Genomic DNA, 19067 nt, shown 5'->3' with positions numbered 1-19067 from the left:
GCTGCATCTTCCTCGTCGGTGTCGGCAGGTCAGCCAAGGCGCTTGACCTCGGCGGCCGGGTCGATCTCCTTGCTGCCGATCTTCTTGATGAAGGCCGCCAGCTGCGCGGCCTGGTCGCCCTTGGGGTCACAGATCTTGACGGTCGGGTAGGGGTCGACGCCGAGCTGCCAGGTGCGCGTGGTGCCCATCTTCAGGTTGTTCTTGGCGAATTCCTTCAGCGCGGCCTGGAAGTAGTCGCCGGGGCTGAAGATGACCGAGATGTCGTACTTGGGGCTGGTCGAGTCGCACCGGTCGGTGCCCGGGGTGAGGGTCAGCACCTTACTGCCGTTCGCCAGCTGGGCCGAGGCGTCGGTGGCACCGCCGAGGTAGGGGTAGATGACCTTGGCGCCCTGGCTGATCTGGGCCTGGGTGGCCTCCTTGGCCTTGGCCGAGTCGTTGAAGTCGCCGGTGTAGGTGGTGGCCAGCTGGGCCTTCGGGACGACCTCCCGGATGCCGGCCAGGAAGGCGTTGGCGGCGGCCACGCTGAAGTCGGCCTTGGCGCCGGTGATGAACCCGGCCTTGGTGTCGCCGGCCGCCTTCATCTTCAGGCCCGCGGCGTAGCCCGCGACCAGCATGGACTGGTTCGGGTCGTCGGCGGACAGCATGATCTTGGGGGTCTGGTCGATGTTCGCCGACGAGGGCACGTACCAGGCGGTCTTGGCGCAGACTGCCTCCTCGGCGGCGGGGATGGCGTTCTTGAGCTCGCTGGCGCCGAGCGCGATCATGTCGACGTGCTGCTGGCACAGGGCGCGGGCGGCGGTGAGCGCGTCGTTCACGGGTACGCTGCCGCGCTTGATGACCGTCCAGCCCTGCGTCTTGGCGTAGGCGTCCGCGCCGTCGACGAAGCTCTGGTAGTAGCCGTGGTCGTTGATGTCACCGGGGCTGAGGACACCGATGACGACCTTGCCGTCGCCGTTGAGGTCGGGCTCCTTGAGGCCGGAGCCGCTGTCGCCGGTCGCCGAGGCGGTCGTCTTGGCGGCGGTCGCGTCGTTGCTGGCGCAGCCGGCGAGCGCGAGGGCTCCCACGAGGGCGAGGCCGACCGCGGCTCGGGGGCGGCGAAGGGTGCTTCTGGTGGTCATGTGCGTGGTTCCATTCGCTCAGTGGTGACGCTCGGGGGGTGTCGCTCGGGGTGCCGCCCCGGCGGGGCGGTGGTGATGTCGAGGGGGGATCGCTCGGCAGGGCCGGGGTCCTGGGTGACCTCGGCGCCAAGGTGACCGTCCTGGTGCCGGACGGACTCCTCACCCGCGGCGACGGACCACGGGAGACGGATCCGCCCGGCCGCTCGGACCCGGGTGGGGGTCGACGCGGCATGGGGGGGGCGGAGACGGGACCGGGTCGTCAGCGGTGATGCCGACGGCCGCGGCGGGCACGACGGGTGGGCCTGGTGTGCGCGGTGCGTCTGGTGCGCGCGGTGCTGATGGTGCGCGCAGTGCGATTGGTGCGCGCGGTGCTGATGGTGTGCGCGGTGCTGACGGTGGTCTGGTGCACGGTGCTGATGGTGCAGCTGTGCACGGTGCTGACGGTGCATCTGGTGCGCGCGGTGCTGATGGTGCATGCGCGGGTGGTGCGCGTGCCGGCGGAGCGGTGGGGTAATAATCGGCGGCCGGCGCCGCGGGGGTGACGGCTGGTCGCCGGTCCGGTGGGCCGGGCGTTCGCGGTCGCTGTCCAGGGGTGGCCGGTGGTCCTCGCCCGCGCGGGCCCGGCCAAGTCGGTGACGTTCAACGGTTGCTCTCCCCTCGCTGGTTGGCGCCGGTGCTACGGCCCGGACGGTCGTACGGCCGTCTGGGCCGGGCTCATGGGAAGCCCACGGGTGCTCCGGCACGGGCCGGGCTCACCGGACGGCCACCGGTTCGGGCCAGGACGGCCGGGGGGTGATGCCGGCCCGCCGCAGCAGGGCGGCGGACCGTTCGGCGGCGGCCTCGGCGACGGCCGCGAGGTCGACGCCGGTCGGCCGGCGGTCGCGGACGACCACTCGGCCGTCGACCAGGACGTCGCGGACGGTGCGGGATACGTGTCCCCAGACGAGCTGGCGGGCCAGGTCCCCCCTGGGTATCCAGGCCGGGTCGGCGGCGTCGAGTACGACGAGGTCGGCGGCCTTGCCGACCTCCAGGGAGCCGATCCGGTCACCGAGCCCGATCGCCTCGGCCCCGTCGATCGTCGCGAGCGCGAACGCCTGCTCGGCACGGATCGGGGCGGGCAGGTCGCGGTCGCGTTCCAGGGCGGCGAACAGGTGGGCGGCCAGCAGGACGTCCGGGGCGTCGCCGGCGTTGTGCGCGTCGCAGCCCAGGGCCACCCGGCCGCCCCGCCGCACCAGTTCGGCGTGGCGCGACGCCCGCGTGTACCCCTGGCCGAGCCTCAGGTAGGCGCCGGGACAGGCGGCGACCGCCGTCCGGGTCTGGAGGATCGCCTCGACCTCCGCGTCGTCCAGCCACACGGCGTGCCCAAGCAGCAGGCGCGGTCCGAGCACCCCAAGTTCGCGGAAGTGAACCACCGGTCGGCGCCCGCAGCGCAGCGCGTACGTCTCCACGTCGGCGGGGCCGGGCGAGATGTGCCAGGTCACTCCGGTGTCGAGCCGCTCGGCCAGCTCCGCCGCCCCGGTGAGGAGTTCGTCGCTCACCAGGTCGTGCCCGACGAGTGTCACCCACCCGGTGACCGGCCCGGTGGCCGGCAGGGAACGGACGATGTCCTCCTGCCGGGCGAGCACCTCGTCGGCGGGTGCGCCGAGCGGCACGCCCTCGGCGTCCCAGCCCCAGCCGCCGACCCGTGCGCGGATGCCTGCGGCGGCGAGCCCGGCGGCGGCCCGTTCCGGGAAGGCCACCGTGCCGGGTTCCAGCACGGTGGTGATACCCCGGGACAGGCACTCGACAGCCGTGATGGTGGCGGCCAGTTCGTCGTCGTCGCCGTCGGCCGCGGCGTGCAGCGGGACGATCCAGTCGAAGATCGACTCCTGGGCGCCGATGTCGTCCGGGATCATGCTCCGTACAAGGGGGTCGACGGTGGTGTGCTGGTGGGCGTCGACCAGGCCCGGGATCACCACACAGCCCGACGCGTCGATCTCGCGCGCGCCCCGGAAACGGGCCCGCAGTTCCTCGGCGGTGCCGAGCCCGGCGATGCTGTCCCCGGACACCGCGACGGTCGTGTTGCCGAGGACGCGCCGGGCGGGGTCCATGGTGACGACGTCACCGCCCGTGATCAGCAGATCGGTCACGGCTCGATCACCACCTTGCCGATGGTGTCGCGGGCGGCGAGCACGTCCCAGGCCTCGGCGAGGTCCTCCAGCGGGAACCGGGCGGCGGTGGGCAGGTGCAGGCCGTCGGCGAAGCAGGCCGAGGTGGCGGCGACGAAGTCGGCCGAGGTGTAGCCGCCGGTGCCCAGCAGTTTCAGGCCCCGGTGGAAGACCTCCTGGAGCGAGAACGACACCTGGTCGCCGCTGGTGTTGCCCATCAGCAGCAGCCGCCCGCGGACGCCGAGGCAGTCCAGCGAGGTGCGCCAGGTGTCGGTGCCGACGTGGTCCAGGACCAGGTCCGCCCCGGCGTCGTCGGTGAAGGCCGAGACCGCCTTCACCGCGTCGGGGTCCCCGTTGCGCAGCACCAGGTCCGCGCCCGCCTGACGGGCGGCGGCCCGCTTGGCGTCACTGCCGGCGAACGCGACGACCCTGGCACCGGCCCGCTTGGCGAGTCCGATGGCCGCCAGGCTGACGGCGCTCGCTCCCGCGTGCACCACGAGGGTCTCACCGGCCGCGGTCTCCCCGAGGGTGTGGACCGCGTGCCAGGCCGTCGCGTAGGCGGTGGGCAGGGTGACGGCCGCGGCGAGCGGCACGGAGTCGGGAACCCGGACGACCGATTCGGCGGACGCCAGTACGTACTCGGCCAGCGCGCCCGGGGCGTTGCCGCCGAGGATGCGCGGCCGTACGCAGTACGCGCGGTCGCCCACGGCACAGCGCGGGCAGCTGCCGCAGCCCTGGGTGGGGTCGGCGACGACCCGGTCACCGGGGACGACCGAGCCGACCGCGGCACCGGTCCGCACGACCGTCCCGGCGAAGTCCATGCCGGGCACATGGGGAAGACGGAAGCCGGGGATCAGGCCCGGCCCCCTGCGCTGCAGCAGGTCCAGGCGGTTCAGCCCGCAGTACTCGACCGCGACGACGACGTCGCGCGGTCCGCACACCGGTTCCGGGACTTCCCTCGGGGACACGGCCTCGGGCCCCCCGAAATCGGTCTGCACCATGGCTCGCACCGGCTGCCCTCCTCCCCTTATCCATCTCGCATTGCGAGTCGATGGAACGTATTGCGAGGTACTTTGCCTCCGCCGAACGGCCCTGTCAACGCTCCTGTGGAACATCTTGGTTTCGTCGGTCTTTCATGTGAGCGCACGGCTCCGCAGCGCTCACGGCGCAGGCCGGAGCGGGTGAGAAACGGGGGGCGCGGCAGCAGAACGCCGCGCCGGGCGACGCCACGGCACACCGGGCTCCACCCCGGAAGCCGACACCCCACCCACAGGTCCGACACCCACAAGCCGCGGCACGCCACCCATACGACCAGCGCCCTGACGCCGACATACGGCCCGGGGGCTCGGCAGTGGCGGCCGGGGGGGCTGCCGGAGGGCGGAGCCGGGCCCGGGGGGCCAGGCAGCCCGGGCAGCCCGGAGGCCCGGGGAGCCTTGCAGCCCAGCGGGCCAGCGGGCCAGCGGGCCAGCGGGCCAGCGGGCCAGCGGCGGCACATCGCCCACGGCGCACACCCGTACGGCCCGCGGTCGGCCGCGGCGCGTCGTGCGCGGCACCACGGCTCAGCGGCCCGAAGCGTCGGCGGCCCCGCAGCTCAGCGGTGCCGCGTCTCCGCAACCCCGTGTCTCCGCAACCCCGCGGCTCAGCCGCTCGTCGGCACCGGCTCGTCGTCGTCGCGTGGGTGCCCGTCGGCGTGCAGGCGGCCGTCGTCGGACCTGAGCAGGTCCAGGGCCGCGAGGGCCAGATGGAGTTCCGCCGAGGCGGCGGGGAGCAAGGGGTCGGTGCCGAGGAGGTTCTTGATCTGCCGTACCCGGTAGCCCACCGAGTTGCGGTGCAGATGAAGCTGTTCGGACACGCTCTGCCGGCTGCCCCGCTCGGCCAGCCAGGCCCGCAGGGTGGCCATCAGCTCCGGGCGGTCAAGGATCGGCCCGAGGTGTGCCTCGGCGTACGCCTCGAGCCGGGCGCGGGGCAGGGGCAGCAGCATCTGGACGACTCCGCAGCCGCCGAAGGTGAGCTGCGGGACGTGCCGGCTGCGGGCCAGGCCGAGCAGCCGTTCGGCCTCCGTGAAGGACCGGACCAGGTCGTCGGCCGAGTCGGGGTGGGAACCGCTCGCCGCGACGACGTGGTCCGCGCACTCGTCGCCGGTCATCAGGCGCAGCCGGGTGCGCAGCCGGGCGAGCGCGGCCTCCCCCGGCACGACCGTCCACGCCGTACGCGCCTCCTGCTGCACCGGATGCTCCAGCCAGGCCAGGGCGGTGGACCAGGCGCGCAGCCGGGAGCCGCTGTAGTGCAGTACGGCGGCGGCGGGCGGGTGCTCCAGATCGATCCCCAGGGCCATGGCCGCCGCGCGCTCCGAGGGACTCACCGTCCCGGACCGCAGCGCGGCGACGACGTCGGCGGCGGTATGCCGTGGCGGGACCGCCGCGGCCTGCTCGTCCCCCGCGCGTACGGCGTCGATGAGCAGCGCGGTGACGGCGGCACCCGCCAGCGCCCGTACGTACGGATCGCAGCGACCGACGGTCAGCAGTACCCCGGCCACGGTCGTCCCGGCCCGCACGGGCAGCGCCGCGGCCCGCAGTCCGTCGAGCGTGTCGACCACCGGCCCGGCCGCGCCGTCGAGGACGCCGTGCGCCACCGCGGCCGGCAGTCCCGCGCCGCCGTCGGTGGCCGCCAGCGGCACGCCCTGCGCGGACAGCAGGCGGGCGTGCCGGCCGGTCGCCGCGCGCAGCGCGCGCAGCACGTCCGAGCGCGCGGCTCCGGCGAGCACGGCCTCGGTCAGTTCCCGTTCGAGGGTGGCGGGGTCGGTGTCCGGTCCCGGCCCTTCCCGGGCGGGTCCGGACCACGGTCCGGCGGTGGTGATAGCCATGGTGTCGCTCTCAGCGGTCCAGCAGCCGGACGGCCACACCCTTCTCCTGGGTGTACTCGCGCAGCGCGGCGTACCCACCGCCCCGGCTGAAGCCGCTGTCCTTCTGCATGTTGAAGGGGAAGCCGATCACTCCGGCGTCGTGGAACTGGTTGACCGCGACCTGCCCGGAGCGGACGTCCTTCGCCAGCCGCAGGGCCCGGGAGATGTCGTTGGTCCAGATGCAGGCCAGCAGGCCGAAGTCGGTCGCGTTCATCAGCTCGGTCGCCTCGGCGGCGTCGCGGAAGGCCTGTACCGCGAGGACGGGGCCGAAGACCTCCTCGCGGGCGACGCGCATGCCCGCGTCCACCCGGTCGTATACGGTCGGCCGGACGAACCACCCCTCCCCGGTGGGCGCGCCGCCGGTGACCAGCCTCGCCCCCTCCCGCGGCGTGTCCGCGAGGAAGCCGCTGACGCGGTCGAACTGCGCGCCGCTGACCAGCGGCCCCATGTCCAGGTCGGCCTCCCAGGGCCCGGTTCTGACCGCGGCCATGGCGGCGGCGACCCGTTCCACGACCTCGTCGTGCACCGACGCCTCGACGAGCAGCCGGGAACCGGCGTAGCAGTTCTGGCCCGCGTTCTCGGTGATCGAGGCGACGATCGCCGGGATCGCGGTGTCGAGGTCGGCGTCGGCGAAGAGCACGTTCGGCGACTTGCCGCCGAGTTCCAGTTTCACCGGGACGAGGTTCCGCGCGGCGGCCGCCATGATCGCCCGTCCGGTGGCGGTGGAGCCGACGAAGCTGATGTGGTCGACGTCGGGGTGCGAGGTGAGCGCGACCCCCGCTTCGGGCCCGAGACCGGTGACGACGTTGAGCACGCCCGGCGGGAGACCGGCGCGGCGGGCGAGTTCGGCGAGGGCGAACGGCGCCAGCGGCGCGATCTCGGACGGCTTGAGGACGACCGTGTTGCCCGCGGCGAGCGCCGGTGCGACGTTCGCCGCGGTGAGCACGGCGGGCACGTTCCACGGGAGGACGACGGCGCACACGCCGTACGGCTCGGGGACCGTGTAGCCGAGGTAGTCGGGGCTGCGGGTCGGCAGCGTCACTCCGGTGAGCTTGTCGGCCGCGCCGGCGAAGTAGTCGATGATGCCGTGGGCGATGTAGATGTTCATGCGGCCCGCGGACAGGGGCTTGCCCACGTCCTGGGCCTCCACGGCCGCGAGGGCCTCGACCTCGGCGATGACCAGGTCGGCCCAGCGCCGGAGCAGGGCCCCGCGTTCGCTGGGGCTGGTCGCCGCCCAGGCGGGGAAGGCACGCCGCGCGGCGGCCACCGCGTCTTCGACGTCGGCACCGCCCGCCTGGGCCGTCCGGGTGATCACCTGCTGGGTCGCCGGATCGAGGACGTCCAGCGTGCCGCCGTCGCGGGCCGCGACCCACTCGCCGTCGATGAAGTGCTGGGAAGAAGGGAAGTCAACAGCCGCCATAGGGGGAACCTTGACCCGTCATATCGCGCATGTCAATATGCGATCTCGCATTACGAGTCGCCTTGAGGCGTACCGAGACGTCGCGACGCGACGCGGGCAGGACGTGGCGACACGACGTAGCGAGACGGCCGAGCAAGACGTTGCGACACGACGTAGCGGACACGACCGAGCAAGACGCAGCGATACAAGCGAGACGGCGCCGACGGCGCGAGTCATCGCACCACAGCGCGAGTAACTGAGGAGGCCTTGTGCGCGCCACCGCCGCTCTGCTGGAGCAAGCCGGCCAGCCGTTCGTCCTGACCGAGGTGGACCTGGAGGAACCCCGTCCCGACGAGGTGCTCGTCCGCGTCGCCGCCGTCGGCATCTGCGGTACCGACCTCGAGTTCGCCTCCTTCTTCGGCACGCCCGCGCTGCTCGGGCACGAGGGGTCGGGCGTCGTCGAGAGGGTCGGGGCGCATGTCACCTCGGTACGGCCGGGCGACCACGTCGCCATGTCCTTCACGTCGTGCGGCACGTGCGCGCTGTGCCGCACGGGTTCGCCCGCCTACTGCCGCGGTTTCGACGCGGTGAACTTCTCCGGCCGCCGGCCCGACGGCTCCACCGCGGTGACCCACGAGGGACGCGAGGTCAACGCCCACTTCCTGGGCCAGTCGTCGTTCGCGAGCCATGTCGTCGCACCGGAGCGGGCGGTGGTCCGGATCGACCCGTCGCTGGACCTGCTGCGGGCCGGCCCCTTCGGCTGCGGCTTCCAGACCGGCGCCGGCGGCGTGCTCAACGTTCTGCAGCCGCGCCCCGGTTCGTCGATCGCGGTCTTCGGGGCGGGTGCGGTCGGCGTCTCCGCGGTCATCGCCGCCGCGCTGAGCGGCTGCGACGTCGTCGTCGCCGTGGACGTGAACCCGGCCAAGCTGGCGGCGGCGCGCGGCTTCGGCGCCACTCACACCGTGGACTCCTCGGCTCAGGGAGCCGCCGAGCAGCTGGCCGCCCTGGTACCGGAGGGGTTCGACTTCGTCATCGACACCACCGGGCGCGAGGACGTCCTGCGCACCGCCGTGGAAGCCCTCGGCCCGCTGGGCCGTGCCGGGGTCATCGGCATCGGCCCCAGCGAGTCGATGAGCTTCGAGTGGCGCAGCATCCTCAACGGGCGTTCCGTCACCGGCATCATCGCCGGGTCCAGCCTGCCGCAGGTGTTCCTGCCGAGGCTGCTCGCCCTGAACGCCCAGGGCCGGTTCCCCGTCGAGAAGATGATCACGTACTTCCCGTTCGAGCAGATCAACGAGGCCGTCGCGGCCGTCCGGTCCGGCACGGTCGGCAAGGCCGTACTGACCTTCTGACCGGGCGCCGGCCCGCGGTACCTCGGCTGTTGCCTGGGCTGTACCTCGGCTGTACCCCGGCGAAGAGGCGTTGTCACACGCGCGGGGACACCTTAAGGTGACCGCACCGCCGATGAGGCAGCAGACATCCGGTGGCGCGGCCGGACAACACCGCGCAGAGGTTCGAGCACGTGGAGCGTGCCCACCATGTCCGCCGACATCGACTTCGGCTCCGGCTTCGTCGACCAGCACACCCCTTCCGACGAGCCCGCCCGGTTCGACCACCACTCCGACGAGGCCAACGCAGACCCGGTCTCCTACTACGCGCGTTTCCGCGAGAGCTGCCCGGTGGGCCGCTCGGCCGCCCACGGCGGCTTCCACTACACGACGCGGTACGCCGACGTGGCCCGTATCGCCCGTGACGACGCGACGTTCTCCTCGGCCCGCAGCGAGCACGGCGGCGAGGGCGTCGGCATCGTCATTCCCAAGGGCCCCGGGCTGGAGCAGTACCCGATCGAACTCGACCCGCCGCGCGCGACCGAGTACCGGAAACTGATCAACCCGCTGCTGACCCCCGAGGCGATCGAGCGCCTGGTCCCGATGATCGAGCGCCACGCCGCCCGCGTGGTGGACGAGTTCGTCGAGCACGGCTCGTGCGACCTCGTCCGCGACCTCACCAACCCGCTGCCGGCGGCGGTCACCCTGGACTGGCTCGGTTTCCCCGAGGAGGACTGGGCCAGGCTGGCCGGTCCGGTCCACGACATCTTCGCCGCCCCGGCGGGCAGCGAGCGCGCCGCCCGCGGGGCCGCCGGACTGGCCTACATGGACCAGCGCATCCGCGAACTGATCGCCGACCGCCGCAGCACGCCCCGGAACGACGCGGTCAGCGCGGTGGTGGCCGGACGCAGGGCCGACGGCGGCGAGTTCGGCGAGGACGAGCTGGTGTCGGTGATCGGCCTGCTCATCGCGGGCGGCGTCGACACCACCACCTCCCTGACCGGATCGACCCTCGTCCATCTGGCCCGCCACCCCGAGCAGCGGCAGCGTCTGATCGACTCCCCCGACCTGCTGGAGGGCGCGACCGAGGAATTCCTGCGCGCGTTCGCCCCGTCGCAGTCGATGGCGCGCACGGTCACCCGGGACACCGAGGTCGGCGGCTGCCCGATGCGCGCGGGCGACCGGGTGCTGATCCCGTGGGTCGCCGCGAACCACGACCCTGCCGTCTTCCCCGGCCCCGGGCAGGTACGGCTGGACCGCGACGCCAGCCGGCACCTCAGCTTCGGCATCGGCTCGCACCGCTGCGCGGGTGCCCACCTCGCCCGCGCCATGTTCCGCGCGATGATGACGCAGGTCCTGACCCGGCTGCCCGACTACCGGGTGATCGAGGAAGGGCTCGTGCCCTACCCGACGCGCGGCAACCAGTCCGGCTGGGACGCGGTCCCGGCGGTCTTCACCCCCGGCCCCCGGGCGAGCGGGACGACGGGCCGGGTCCGCGCGCTGACCACGCCCACCCCGTTGCGGGTGACGTCGGTGCGCGCGGCGTCCGAGGGCGTCGTCGCCGTCGACCTGGCGCTGCCCGACGGGGGCGGCCTCCCCGCCTGGCGGCCCGGCGCGCACATCGAACTGCGGCTGCCCTCGGGCCGGCTGCGCCAGTACTCGCTGTGCGGCGACCCCGCCGACGCCGCGACCTGGCGCATCGGCGTCCTGCACGAGCCCGCGGGCCGGGGCGGTTCCGCCGAACTCCACGAACTGGCCCGCCCCGGAGCCACGTTCGCGGTGCGCGGACCACGCAACCACTTCCCCCTCGTGGACGCGCCGTCGTACCTCTTCGTCGCGGGCGGCATCGGGGTCACCCCGATCCTGGCGATGGTCCGCGAGGCCGCCGGACGCGGCACGCCGTTCTCCGTCGTATACGGGGGTCGTACGCGCGCGACGATGGCGTTCGCCGACGATCTCGCCGCCGTGGCCGGCGATGCGCTCACCCTCCTCCCCCAGGACGAGTCCGGCCTGCCGGACCTCCCCCGCCTGCTGGGCGGCCTGGCCGAGGACACGGCGGTCTACGCCTGCGGCCCCGCCCCGATGCTGGCGGCGATCGAGCGGGAGTGCGCCCGCATCGGCCCCGGCCTGACCGAACGGCTGCACCTGGAGCGCTTCACGGCGGGCGACGACCTGGAGACGGCGTTCGACGCGGCGGAGAACCGCCCCTTCGAGGTCCGGCTCGCCCGGACGGGCCGCACGCTCACCGTCCCGGCCGACCGCCGTCTCATCGAGGTGGTGCGCGACGCCGTCAGCGGCCTGTCCTACGACTGCGAGAAGGGCTACTGCGGCGCCTGCGAGACCCGGGTCCTCGCCGGCACCCCCGAGCACCGGGACTCCGTCCTCGACGAAGACGAACGCGAAGCCGGGCGCACGATGATGATCTGCGTCGGCCGCTGCCAGGGCGACAGACTCGTCCTCGACCTCTGACTCGCCCACCTCTGGCCTCCGGCCTCTGACCTCCGGTCTCCGGTCTCCGGTCTCCGGTCTTTGGCCTTTGGCCTTTTGACCTCTGAACCTCCGCCTCTGGCCTCTGACTTGCGGGTCTCCGACCTCTGGCCTGCGGGCCTCTGGCCTCTGACCTCTGACCTCTGAACCTCCGCCTCCGGCCTCTGACTTCTGACTTCTGAACCCCCGACCGGCCTCGGCGCGGTCCGGCAATGGGCACACCCCATGGGCACACCGCCCACCGCCGGACCGCGCCAAGTGCTGTCCGCATCCACGGCCCGTCGAGCCGTCAGCCTCCTCGCGAGACGCCATATCGCATTACGGAACACGGTTACGGTGCGGACCCGCACCCGAAACGCCTCCGCAACGGGACGTTCATAGCGTCGGCCCATCCCTTCCACGAAAGGCCGGGCCATGACAGCGACCGACTCCCCCCTCCTCCTCGACATCGCCGCGACCGGCTTCCCGGTCCTCCAGCCCGGCCACGGACCGATCCCGTCGGCGACCTACGTGCCGGCCACGCCCGGCAACACCCTGTGGGGCCGCCTCCCGTGCGAGGCGGACGCGCCGGTCGCCGCGGTCCGGCCGGGCTCCGTCCTGACCGTGGACACGCTCAGCCACGAGGGAGTCCTGGAGGACCAGGGCCGTGATCCGCGCGCGTTCTTCGCCCGCTACGGCGTCGCCGGCGCCCATGTCCTCGACGACGCCCAGCAGACGGCGGACTCCGATACGGCCCACGACTTCGACGACGACGGCCCGCACCTCGTCACCGGCCCGGTCGCCGTGACCGGCGCCCGCCCCGGCGACCTGCTCGCGGTGACCGTCCTCGGCCTGACGCCCCGGGTGCCGTACGGCCTGGTGTCGGCCCGGCACGGCTTCGGCGCGCTCCCGGGCGAGATGCCGTCGCTGCCCGGCCCGCAGATGACCTTCGCCACCGCGCACGCGGACGGAGCCGGCGCGTGGGGCCGCATGGCGGTGGACTCCTCGGACCCCGCCCGCGGCGCGCTGCGCTTCCCGCTGCGCCCGTTCCTCGGCGTGATGGGCGTGGCCGTACCCGGCGACGAGCGGCCCCACTCGGTACCGCCGGGCCGACACGGAGGCAACATCGACGTGGCCCTGCTCGGCGAGGGCGCGACCCTGTACCTCCCGGTCCAGGTGGACGACGCGCTGGTCTACTTCGGCGACCCGCACTTCGCCCAGGGCGACGGCGAGATCGCCCTCACCGCGTTCGAGGCGTCGCTGCGCGCCACGGTGAGAGTGGAGGTGATCCCCGGGGGCGCCGCCCTGCGTCCCGGCCACGGTCGCGTCACCCCGTTCGCCGAGACCGACGACCTCCTCATCCCGATCGGCCTGGACGAGGACCTGGACGAGGCGATGCGCGACTGCGTCCGCTGCGCCCTGGACCTCCTCGTCACCGACTACGGCATCGACCGCCACCTGGCCATGGCCTACCTCAGCGCCGCGGGCGACTTCGCGGTCTCGCAGGTCGTCGACAGCGTGAAAGGCATCCACGGCAAGATCCGCAAGTCCGACTTCATCGAAGTCACCCGCCCGAGCTGAACGGCGTCCGCCACGGCCGGCGGCGCCGACCCTGCCCGGTCGGACACCCGGGGCAGATCCGCCGCGGCGGCGCTCCGGCTCCGGGACGGCCTCGGCGTCAGCCCTGCGCGGTGGGGCGCACGATCAGTTCGTTGACGTCGACGTTCGCCGGCTGGTCGATGGCGAAGGCGATCGCGTCAGCGATGGCCGACGCGGGGATCGCCAGTTGCTCGGCCGCCGCGCGGGCCGCGCCCTGGGCCTGCGGCGAGCCGCCGCGGTCGGTCAGCTCGCTCTGCGTGAATCCGGGGCTGACGACGGTGACCCGGATGTCCCGGCTCTCCTGCCGCAGTCCCTCCGACACGGCCGCCACGGCGAACTTGGTGGCGCTGTAGACGGCGGCGGTCGGGTCCACGCGGTGTCCCGACACGGATGACACGTTGACGATGTGACCGCCCGCCTGCCGCCGCATCTGGGGCAGCACGGCGGCGATCCCGTAGAGCACACCGCGCAGGTTGACGTCGATCATCTGCTCCCACTCGGCGATGCGCAGGTCCTCGATCGGTGACAACGGCATCACCCCGGCGTTGTTGACCAGGACGTCGACACGGCCGTACTCCTCCAGACCCGCGGCGGCGAAGGCGTGCACGGAGTCGAGGCTCGTGACGTCCAGCTCGCGGAAAGCGACCGCGGCGCCGGCCGCCCGCAGTTCCGCGGCGAGGGCGGCCAGGCGGCCGGTCCGGCGGGCGCCGAGAAGCACGCGGTGACCGAGTCCGGCCAGGCGGCGGGCGGTGGCCTCACCGATGCCGCTGCTGGCGCCGGTGATCAGGACGGTCTTCGATTCTGCCGACATACTCACGCTCTCTCCTTCAACTATGTCCGGCGACGACCGCCGTGCCTTCGACTTCAACGCACCGGGCCGGACCGGGGAAGGACGCGGCTGCCTGGGTGTGTGGCACCCAGGCAGCCACGCCCTTCTTCGGCGCCGGGCGCAGCCGGAAGGTGAAGGTGCCGGTGCGGGGCACCGGCCGGAACTCGGACGAGTTCCGCGGAGCACCGCGGAGAGGCGGCTGTCATGAGCGACGAGCACGGGATCCGGGTCCGGGTGCGGGCGCGCGCGGGAGGCCGCCCGTGAGCACGCTGCTGACGGTCCCGAACGGCCGGATCGCGGGAGGGGCGGACGCGGCTAGCATCGACGGCATGAGCGCACGCGACAACGAACTCGGTGAGTTCCTCCGCGCGAGCCGCTCGCGTGTGGAGCCGGCCGACGCCGGGCTGGCCGGCGGTGTCTCCGGGCGACGCGTCCGCGGGCTGCGCCGCGAGGAGGTGGCGGTGCTCGCCGGGGTCAGCGCCGACTACTACGCCCGCCTCGAACAGGGGCGCGAACGCAATCCGTCCGCACAGGTGCTCGGCGCCCTCGGGCACGCGCTGCGCCTGGCACCGGAGGCGCGCGAGCACCTGTTCCGGCTGGCGGGACTGAATCCCCGGCTGGGCCCGGACAGCGCCCGGGACCTCGTGCACCCCGCACTGCTGGGCCTGCTGGAGGCCTTCCCCCGGGCGGCGGCGTACGTGCTCGGCCCGGCCTTCGACGTGCTCGCGGCCAACGCGGTCGCCGACGCGCTGCTCTCACCGTTCGGCACCGAGCGGAACATGCCGCGCATCCTGTTCACCCACCCCCTGGCCAAGACCGTCTTCGCCGAATGGGAGCTGCTGCGGCGCAGCACCGTCTACGCGCTCCGCCTGAACGCGGGACGATTCCCGGACGACCCGAACATCACCGACCTCGTCGCCGAACTCCGCCAGAGCGCACCGGACTTCAGGGTGCTGTGGGCCGACCGGGACGTCGCCGGCCTCACCCGGGCGTTCAAGGTGTTCGTCCACCCCGAAGCGGGCCGCATCGAGCTGACCTACCAGACCTTCGACGTGGTCGACGCTCCCGGCCAGCAACTGCTCGTCGGCACCCCCGAGCCCGGCAGCCGCAGCGAGGAGGCCCTGACGTACCTGGCCTCGGCGGCGGGACGGGCCTGACGTACCCGGCCCCACCACCCCACACCCCCTTCCGGCCGTCGTACACCCAGGTCGCGCACCCCCGCAGACGCCGCCGGTCCCCACGGCAGGCCACAGAGACAAGCAGGCGGACGACACCCGCGAGGGAACGGCCCGCACCCACCATCGAAAGGAACACCCCACCATGCCCGAGATCCTGGAAGTGACCAGCCTCCGCCCCGCGCCCGGCCTCACACCGGAGGACTTCGTCGCGGCGAACGCGGACATCAACGACTACCTCAAGGGGCGGCCCGGCTTCCGGTGGCGCCGGATCGTCGTGCGCGACGACGGCACGATCCTCGACATCGTCGCCTACGACAGCATCGCGCACGCCCGCTCGGGCGCCGCCGGGATCACCGGCGAGATGGGCGGCTCGCCCGTGCACGAGGCGATCGACCACACCACCGTGGACTGGCAGTTCACGACCGTGCTCCAGCACGTCGAGCCGTGACCGACGGGAAGAGACGGCCATGCCCTTCGCCGACGAACTCGTCAACGGCCACACCGCGCGGCTGCTGACCCAGGCCGTCCGCACCGTGCTGCCCGGTGTGGAACCCGCCGCGCTGCGGGCGGCCGCACCACGGCTCGACGCGCTCGCGCTGCGCGAACGGGCCGACCTGCTGCGCGACGCCCTCCTCGCGGACGTACCGGGGGACTACGCCGAGCTGGCCCGCGTGGTGCGGGCCGCCAGGGACGGCGTACCGGAGTTCGGCGGGTGGCTCATCTGGCCGGTCACGAGTGCCGTCGCCACGAAGGCCGTGGCCGAGGGCGGCGACGCCGCCTTCGACGACGCGATGGCGCTTCTGGCCGACCTCACCGGACGGCTGACCTCCGAGTTCGCCCTGCGTTTCCTGTTGCGGCACGACCTGGACCGGGCGCTCGGGATCATCACCGGATGGACGGCGTCGCCCGACGCCGATGTGCGCCGGCTCGCCTCGGAGGGCACCCGCCCCTACCTGCCCTGGTCGGTCCGGGTGCCGGAGCTCATCGCCCGCCCGGGCGCGACCGTGCCCGTCCTCGACGCCCTCCACCGCGACGGGAGCGAATACGTCCGGCGATCCGTCGCCAACCACCTCAACGACCTCAGCCGCGACCACGCCGGCCTCGCCGTGGCCACCGCCCGGCGCTGGCTGGACGACCCCGCCCCGACGACGGGACGGGTCGTGCGCCACGGACTGCGCACGCTCGTCAAACGCGGCCACCCCGGCGCGCTCGAACTGCTCGGCTTCACCCCGGCGGCACTCGAGATCGACGGACCGGTGCTCGACCGCACCCAGGTGCCGATCGGCGGCAGCGTCCGCTTCACCGCGACCATCCGCAACACCGGAGCCGAGGACGCCCGGCTGGCGATCGACTACGTGGTCCACCACCACCGGGCCAACGGCTCGCAGAGCGCGAGGACGTTCAAGCTCACGACCCGCACCCTCGCCCCGGACGAGACGATCGCGGTGACCCGGGAACACTCCTTCCGCCCCCTCACCACCCGCCGCTACCACCCGGGCCCGCACGCCATCGCCCTGCAGATCAACGGCGTGCCGTCGGCCCGTGCGGAGTTCCAACTCCATTCCCCGTGAGGGGGTTTTCCGGCCTGCACGGCTGTCACGTCACGGGTGCCGGGCGGGGCGGCCTCCAGCCCGCGGCGGCCCGGGCGACGGCAGCCGGTGACAGCACAGCGGGCAGGGGAGCCGCACGGGGTGCCGCCGGTCCTGGTGCGCCGCCCACGAGTCGCGGACCGCGGGACACCCCCCGCCTTCACCGGAAGATCGACTGCCTGCGCACCCTGCTTTCCTGCCACCGCTTCGCCTGCGTCGTGATGTCCACGCGGACATCACGCACCTACTGGACGGCGTCCGCGCAGCAGTCCGCTGTCTCTGGACGTCCCGCCCAAATTCCCGGACGGAAACCGGCTTGGCGACTTTGCCGATTCAGCCGTCGTACTGAAAGCGCGTCGGCTCGCCGAGCACCAAGCGGGCGCTCTCGAAGTCGGCCAGGCGGGCCGCAACTGTGGCGACGGCGAGACGCTCCGGGAGGGCGGCGGAGAACTTGAGGCCGCGTACGGCGCGATGGTCCACGTCGGGCAGGACGAGGTGCTCGCCGACGTTCTCGCGGGCCGTGCGCCATTCGGCCGGGGTGAGGTTCTCCCGCAGGCGCAGCCAGCTGTCGGTGGGCCGCTGCAGCGGATCGGTCACCGACTGCAAGGTGGCGGCGAGCGTGGCGTTCGCCCGGTAGCCGGCCCAAGTCCACCAGCGCACGTCGCTGCCGAAACGCGTCACGAGCGTCCCACCCGGGTGGACGGTGTCAGGCGCGTCGGTCTCACGCTGCTCCAGCAGGCAGGCTTCCGCCCGCCGGGTGAGTGAGACCGGCGGGTCCGCGCCCAGCAGTACCTCGCGCATGGCGCGTGTCAACGCGTAGGAGAGTCCCGCGACGCCCCCGTTCATCCACTTGGCGATTCCCCCGCTGTCGGCGGGCTCGACGAAGACGCGTTTGCGCAGCCAGTCGATGTAGGTGACCTGCCAACTGCGTCCGCCGAGCAGCAGGCGCCGTGGGCCGGGACGCTCCTCCGTGAGCACACTCGGGTCGGTGCGACCGATCTCCGTGCGTCCGGACAGGACAGTGAACTGAGGTGGCGCGGTGAAGGACGCGGTGAGCTCGATGAAGTGCCGCTTGCCGAAACGGCGTTCTGCCTCGGGGCCCACGAACAGCATTCCGCCGTCAGCGTCGAGGAAGCCCTCCTCTGCAAGGAAGCGCAGGATCGGCGCGGCCGACCTGTCGAAGGGGGCGAGCCCGTTCCATTCCTGGTCCCACAACTGGTCGCCGAGCTTGTGCTGTTGCAGGGTGACGGCGAGCAGTTGCTGGGCCACCAGGTGACGTGGCTCGGGCGGCGGGACGACGGGTTCCACCCAGCCTCGCGACCACAACAGCAGCAGACCCGCCGCCTGCAGCAACGTGTCCTTCCGTGTGGTGAGGAACAGGCAGTTGCGTACCGTACCCGCGCGCCGACCGGTGCGTCCGATGCGCTGCAGGAACGAGGCGACGGTGGCCGGTGAGTCGATCTGGATGACGCGGTCCAGGTCACCGACATCGATGCCGAGTTCGAGGGTGGACGTGGAAACGATGACGCAGTCGCGTGCCTCGGCGAATGCCTGCTCGGAGCGGGTGCGTTCGTCGACGGAGAGGGAGGCGTGGGAGAGGAAGACGGTCACGTCGCGCGCCCGGAGCGCGGCACCCAACTCCTCGACCTGGCGGCGCGAGTCGCAGAAGACGAGTCGCTTCTCTCCCCTGTACAGCGCCGCGATGAGTTTGGCCGCGTTGTCCAGGGAGCCGACGTAGTCGAGTTCCACTTCGCCCGCCGGCTTGCGAGATGGTTCGGCGCCCCCCTTGTCGGCATGTTCGCTGCCGTCGGTGGCCGGCAGGTGCACTCCAGGGGCGACGACCTGACCGGGGCGGCTGTCGGCACCGGCGCCTTGCAGCCAGTGCAGCAACTCGGCGGGGTTGCCGACGGTTGCCGAGAGTCCGATGCGCTGGATGGGCCGTCCGGTGACCCGCTCCAGCCGTTCGAGCACAGCGAGCAGATGCCATCCTCGATCGTCTCCCGCGAACGCGTGCACTTCGTCGACGACGACGGCCCGCACGCTTCCCAACAGGCGGGCGTGATCGGTCTTTACGCCGATCAGCATCGCTTCCAGCGACTCGGGCGTGGTCAGCAGGATGTCCGGCGCCTCGGCCCGGATGCGCTGCCGTTGCGATTCCTTGGTGTCCCCGTGCCAGAGCGCGGCCCGCCGCCCCAGCCACTGGGCGTACGCGTCGACCCGGCCGACCAGGTTGTTGAGGAGCGCCTTGAGCGGGCACAGGTACAGCACGGACGGGCCGGTCCACTTCTGCTCGGTCATCGCCGACAGCAAGGGGAAGCAGGCCGCCTCGGTCTTGCCCCCTGCCGTCGGGGCCAGCAGTACGGCGTCCTGTCCTTCCAGCAGCGGCGTGATCGCCGCGCGCTGCAGGGGCCGCAGGTCGGGCCAGCCGAGGGTGTTGACGATGTGGTGCAGGACGACGGGGTCGAGCCGGTCGAGTACGTCGACGCCTTCGTCACCTTGGTCTTGCCCTGCC

Annotated in this window: 14 protein-coding genes; 7 read left to right on the top strand and 7 right to left on the bottom strand. The window is 72.9% G+C overall.

The genetic code is table 11. The features are described 5' to 3' along the window. Window positions 1-29: 29 nt before the first annotated feature. Entirely contained in the window at window positions 30-1118 is a 1089-nt protein-coding gene (locus LQ326_RS43755) for a BMP family ABC transporter substrate-binding protein (RefSeq protein ID WP_234544661.1), read from the bottom strand. Window positions 1119-1432: 314 nt separating this feature from the next. On the opposite strand from LQ326_RS43755, the gene LQ326_RS43750 reads away from it, so the two are divergent. Then, window positions 1433-1660: a hypothetical protein gene (locus LQ326_RS43750; protein WP_234544660.1), complete on the top strand. Its 228-nt coding sequence runs from the start codon at window positions 1433-1435 to the stop codon at window positions 1658-1660. Between the two features lie 210 nt (window positions 1661-1870). Here LQ326_RS43750 and LQ326_RS43745 read toward each other — a convergent pair whose 3' ends face one another. The 4 genes from LQ326_RS43745 to LQ326_RS43730 form a co-directional block, all read right to left on the bottom strand. Beyond that, window positions 1871-3247 carry an amidohydrolase family protein gene (locus LQ326_RS43745; RefSeq protein WP_234544659.1) on the bottom strand — a complete coding sequence of 459 codons (1377 nt, stop codon included), beginning with the start codon at window positions 3245-3247 and terminating at the stop codon, window positions 1871-1873. Next, entirely contained in the window at window positions 3244-4266 is a 1023-nt protein-coding gene (locus LQ326_RS43740) for an alcohol dehydrogenase catalytic domain-containing protein (protein WP_234544658.1), read from the bottom strand. The genes LQ326_RS43745 and LQ326_RS43740 overlap by 4 nt, the downstream gene beginning before the upstream one ends. A gap of 638 nt (window positions 4267-4904) precedes the next feature. Beyond that, window positions 4905-6128 (bottom strand): PucR family transcriptional regulator, encoded by a 1224-nt coding sequence (locus tag LQ326_RS43735; RefSeq protein WP_234544657.1) that lies wholly within the window; start codon window positions 6126-6128, stop codon window positions 4905-4907. Between the two features lie 10 nt (window positions 6129-6138). Continuing rightward, entirely contained in the window at window positions 6139-7587 is a 1449-nt protein-coding gene (locus LQ326_RS43730) for an aldehyde dehydrogenase family protein (protein ID WP_234544656.1), read from the bottom strand. A 248-nt stretch (window positions 7588-7835) separates the two neighbouring features. On the opposite strand from LQ326_RS43730, the gene LQ326_RS43725 reads away from it, so the two are divergent. The 3 genes from LQ326_RS43725 to LQ326_RS43715 all read left to right on the top strand — a co-directional run bounded on the left by LQ326_RS43725 (window position 7836) and on the right by LQ326_RS43715 (window position 12941). Continuing rightward, window positions 7836-8918 (top strand): NAD(P)-dependent alcohol dehydrogenase, encoded by a 1083-nt coding sequence (locus tag LQ326_RS43725; RefSeq protein WP_234544655.1) that lies wholly within the window; start codon window positions 7836-7838, stop codon window positions 8916-8918. A 186-nt stretch (window positions 8919-9104) separates the two neighbouring features. Beyond that, complete coding sequence (locus LQ326_RS43720; protein WP_234544654.1) at window positions 9105-11363, top strand: cytochrome P450/oxidoreductase; 2259 nt, start codon at window positions 9105-9107, stop codon at window positions 11361-11363. Window positions 11364-11795: 432 nt separating this feature from the next. Continuing rightward, entirely contained in the window at window positions 11796-12941 is a 1146-nt protein-coding gene (locus LQ326_RS43715) for an acetamidase/formamidase family protein (protein ID WP_234544653.1), read from the top strand. A 97-nt stretch (window positions 12942-13038) separates the two neighbouring features. Here the strand turns inward: LQ326_RS43715 and LQ326_RS43710 are convergent, their stop codons facing one another. Next, window positions 13039-13770 carry an SDR family oxidoreductase gene (locus tag LQ326_RS43710; protein WP_234544683.1) on the bottom strand — a complete coding sequence of 244 codons (732 nt, stop codon included), beginning with the start codon at window positions 13768-13770 and terminating at the stop codon, window positions 13039-13041. A gap of 278 nt (window positions 13771-14048) precedes the next feature. Between LQ326_RS43710 and LQ326_RS43705 the strand changes: the two genes are divergently transcribed. The 3 genes from LQ326_RS43705 (at window position 14049) to LQ326_RS43695 (ending at window position 16537) form a co-directional block, all read left to right on the top strand. Beyond that, the gene (locus LQ326_RS43705) at window positions 14049-14945 is read left to right on the top strand and encodes a helix-turn-helix transcriptional regulator (RefSeq protein ID WP_308402158.1); all 897 of its coding nucleotides are present in this window, start codon (window positions 14049-14051) and stop codon (window positions 14943-14945) included. Between the two features lie 163 nt (window positions 14946-15108). Continuing rightward, on the top strand, window positions 15109-15414 hold the full coding sequence (locus LQ326_RS43700; RefSeq protein WP_234544652.1) for a hypothetical protein: 306 nt from the start codon (window positions 15109-15111) through the stop codon (window positions 15412-15414). Between the two features lie 19 nt (window positions 15415-15433). After that, entirely contained in the window at window positions 15434-16537 is a 1104-nt protein-coding gene (locus tag LQ326_RS43695; RefSeq protein WP_234544651.1) for a DNA alkylation repair protein, read from the top strand. 351 nt (window positions 16538-16888) lie between these two features. On the opposite strand, the gene LQ326_RS43690 is transcribed toward LQ326_RS43695, so the two are convergent. Beyond that, the coding region (locus LQ326_RS43690; RefSeq protein ID WP_234544650.1) for a DEAD/DEAH box helicase at window positions 16889-19067 on the bottom strand (2179 nt) is incomplete at its 5' end.

Source organism: Streptomyces shenzhenensis (assembly GCF_021462265.1).
GTDB classification, from domain to species: domain Bacteria; phylum Actinomycetota; class Actinomycetes; order Streptomycetales; family Streptomycetaceae; genus Streptomyces; species Streptomyces shenzhenensis.
This window is presented reverse-complemented; position numbering and strand designations above follow the sequence as displayed.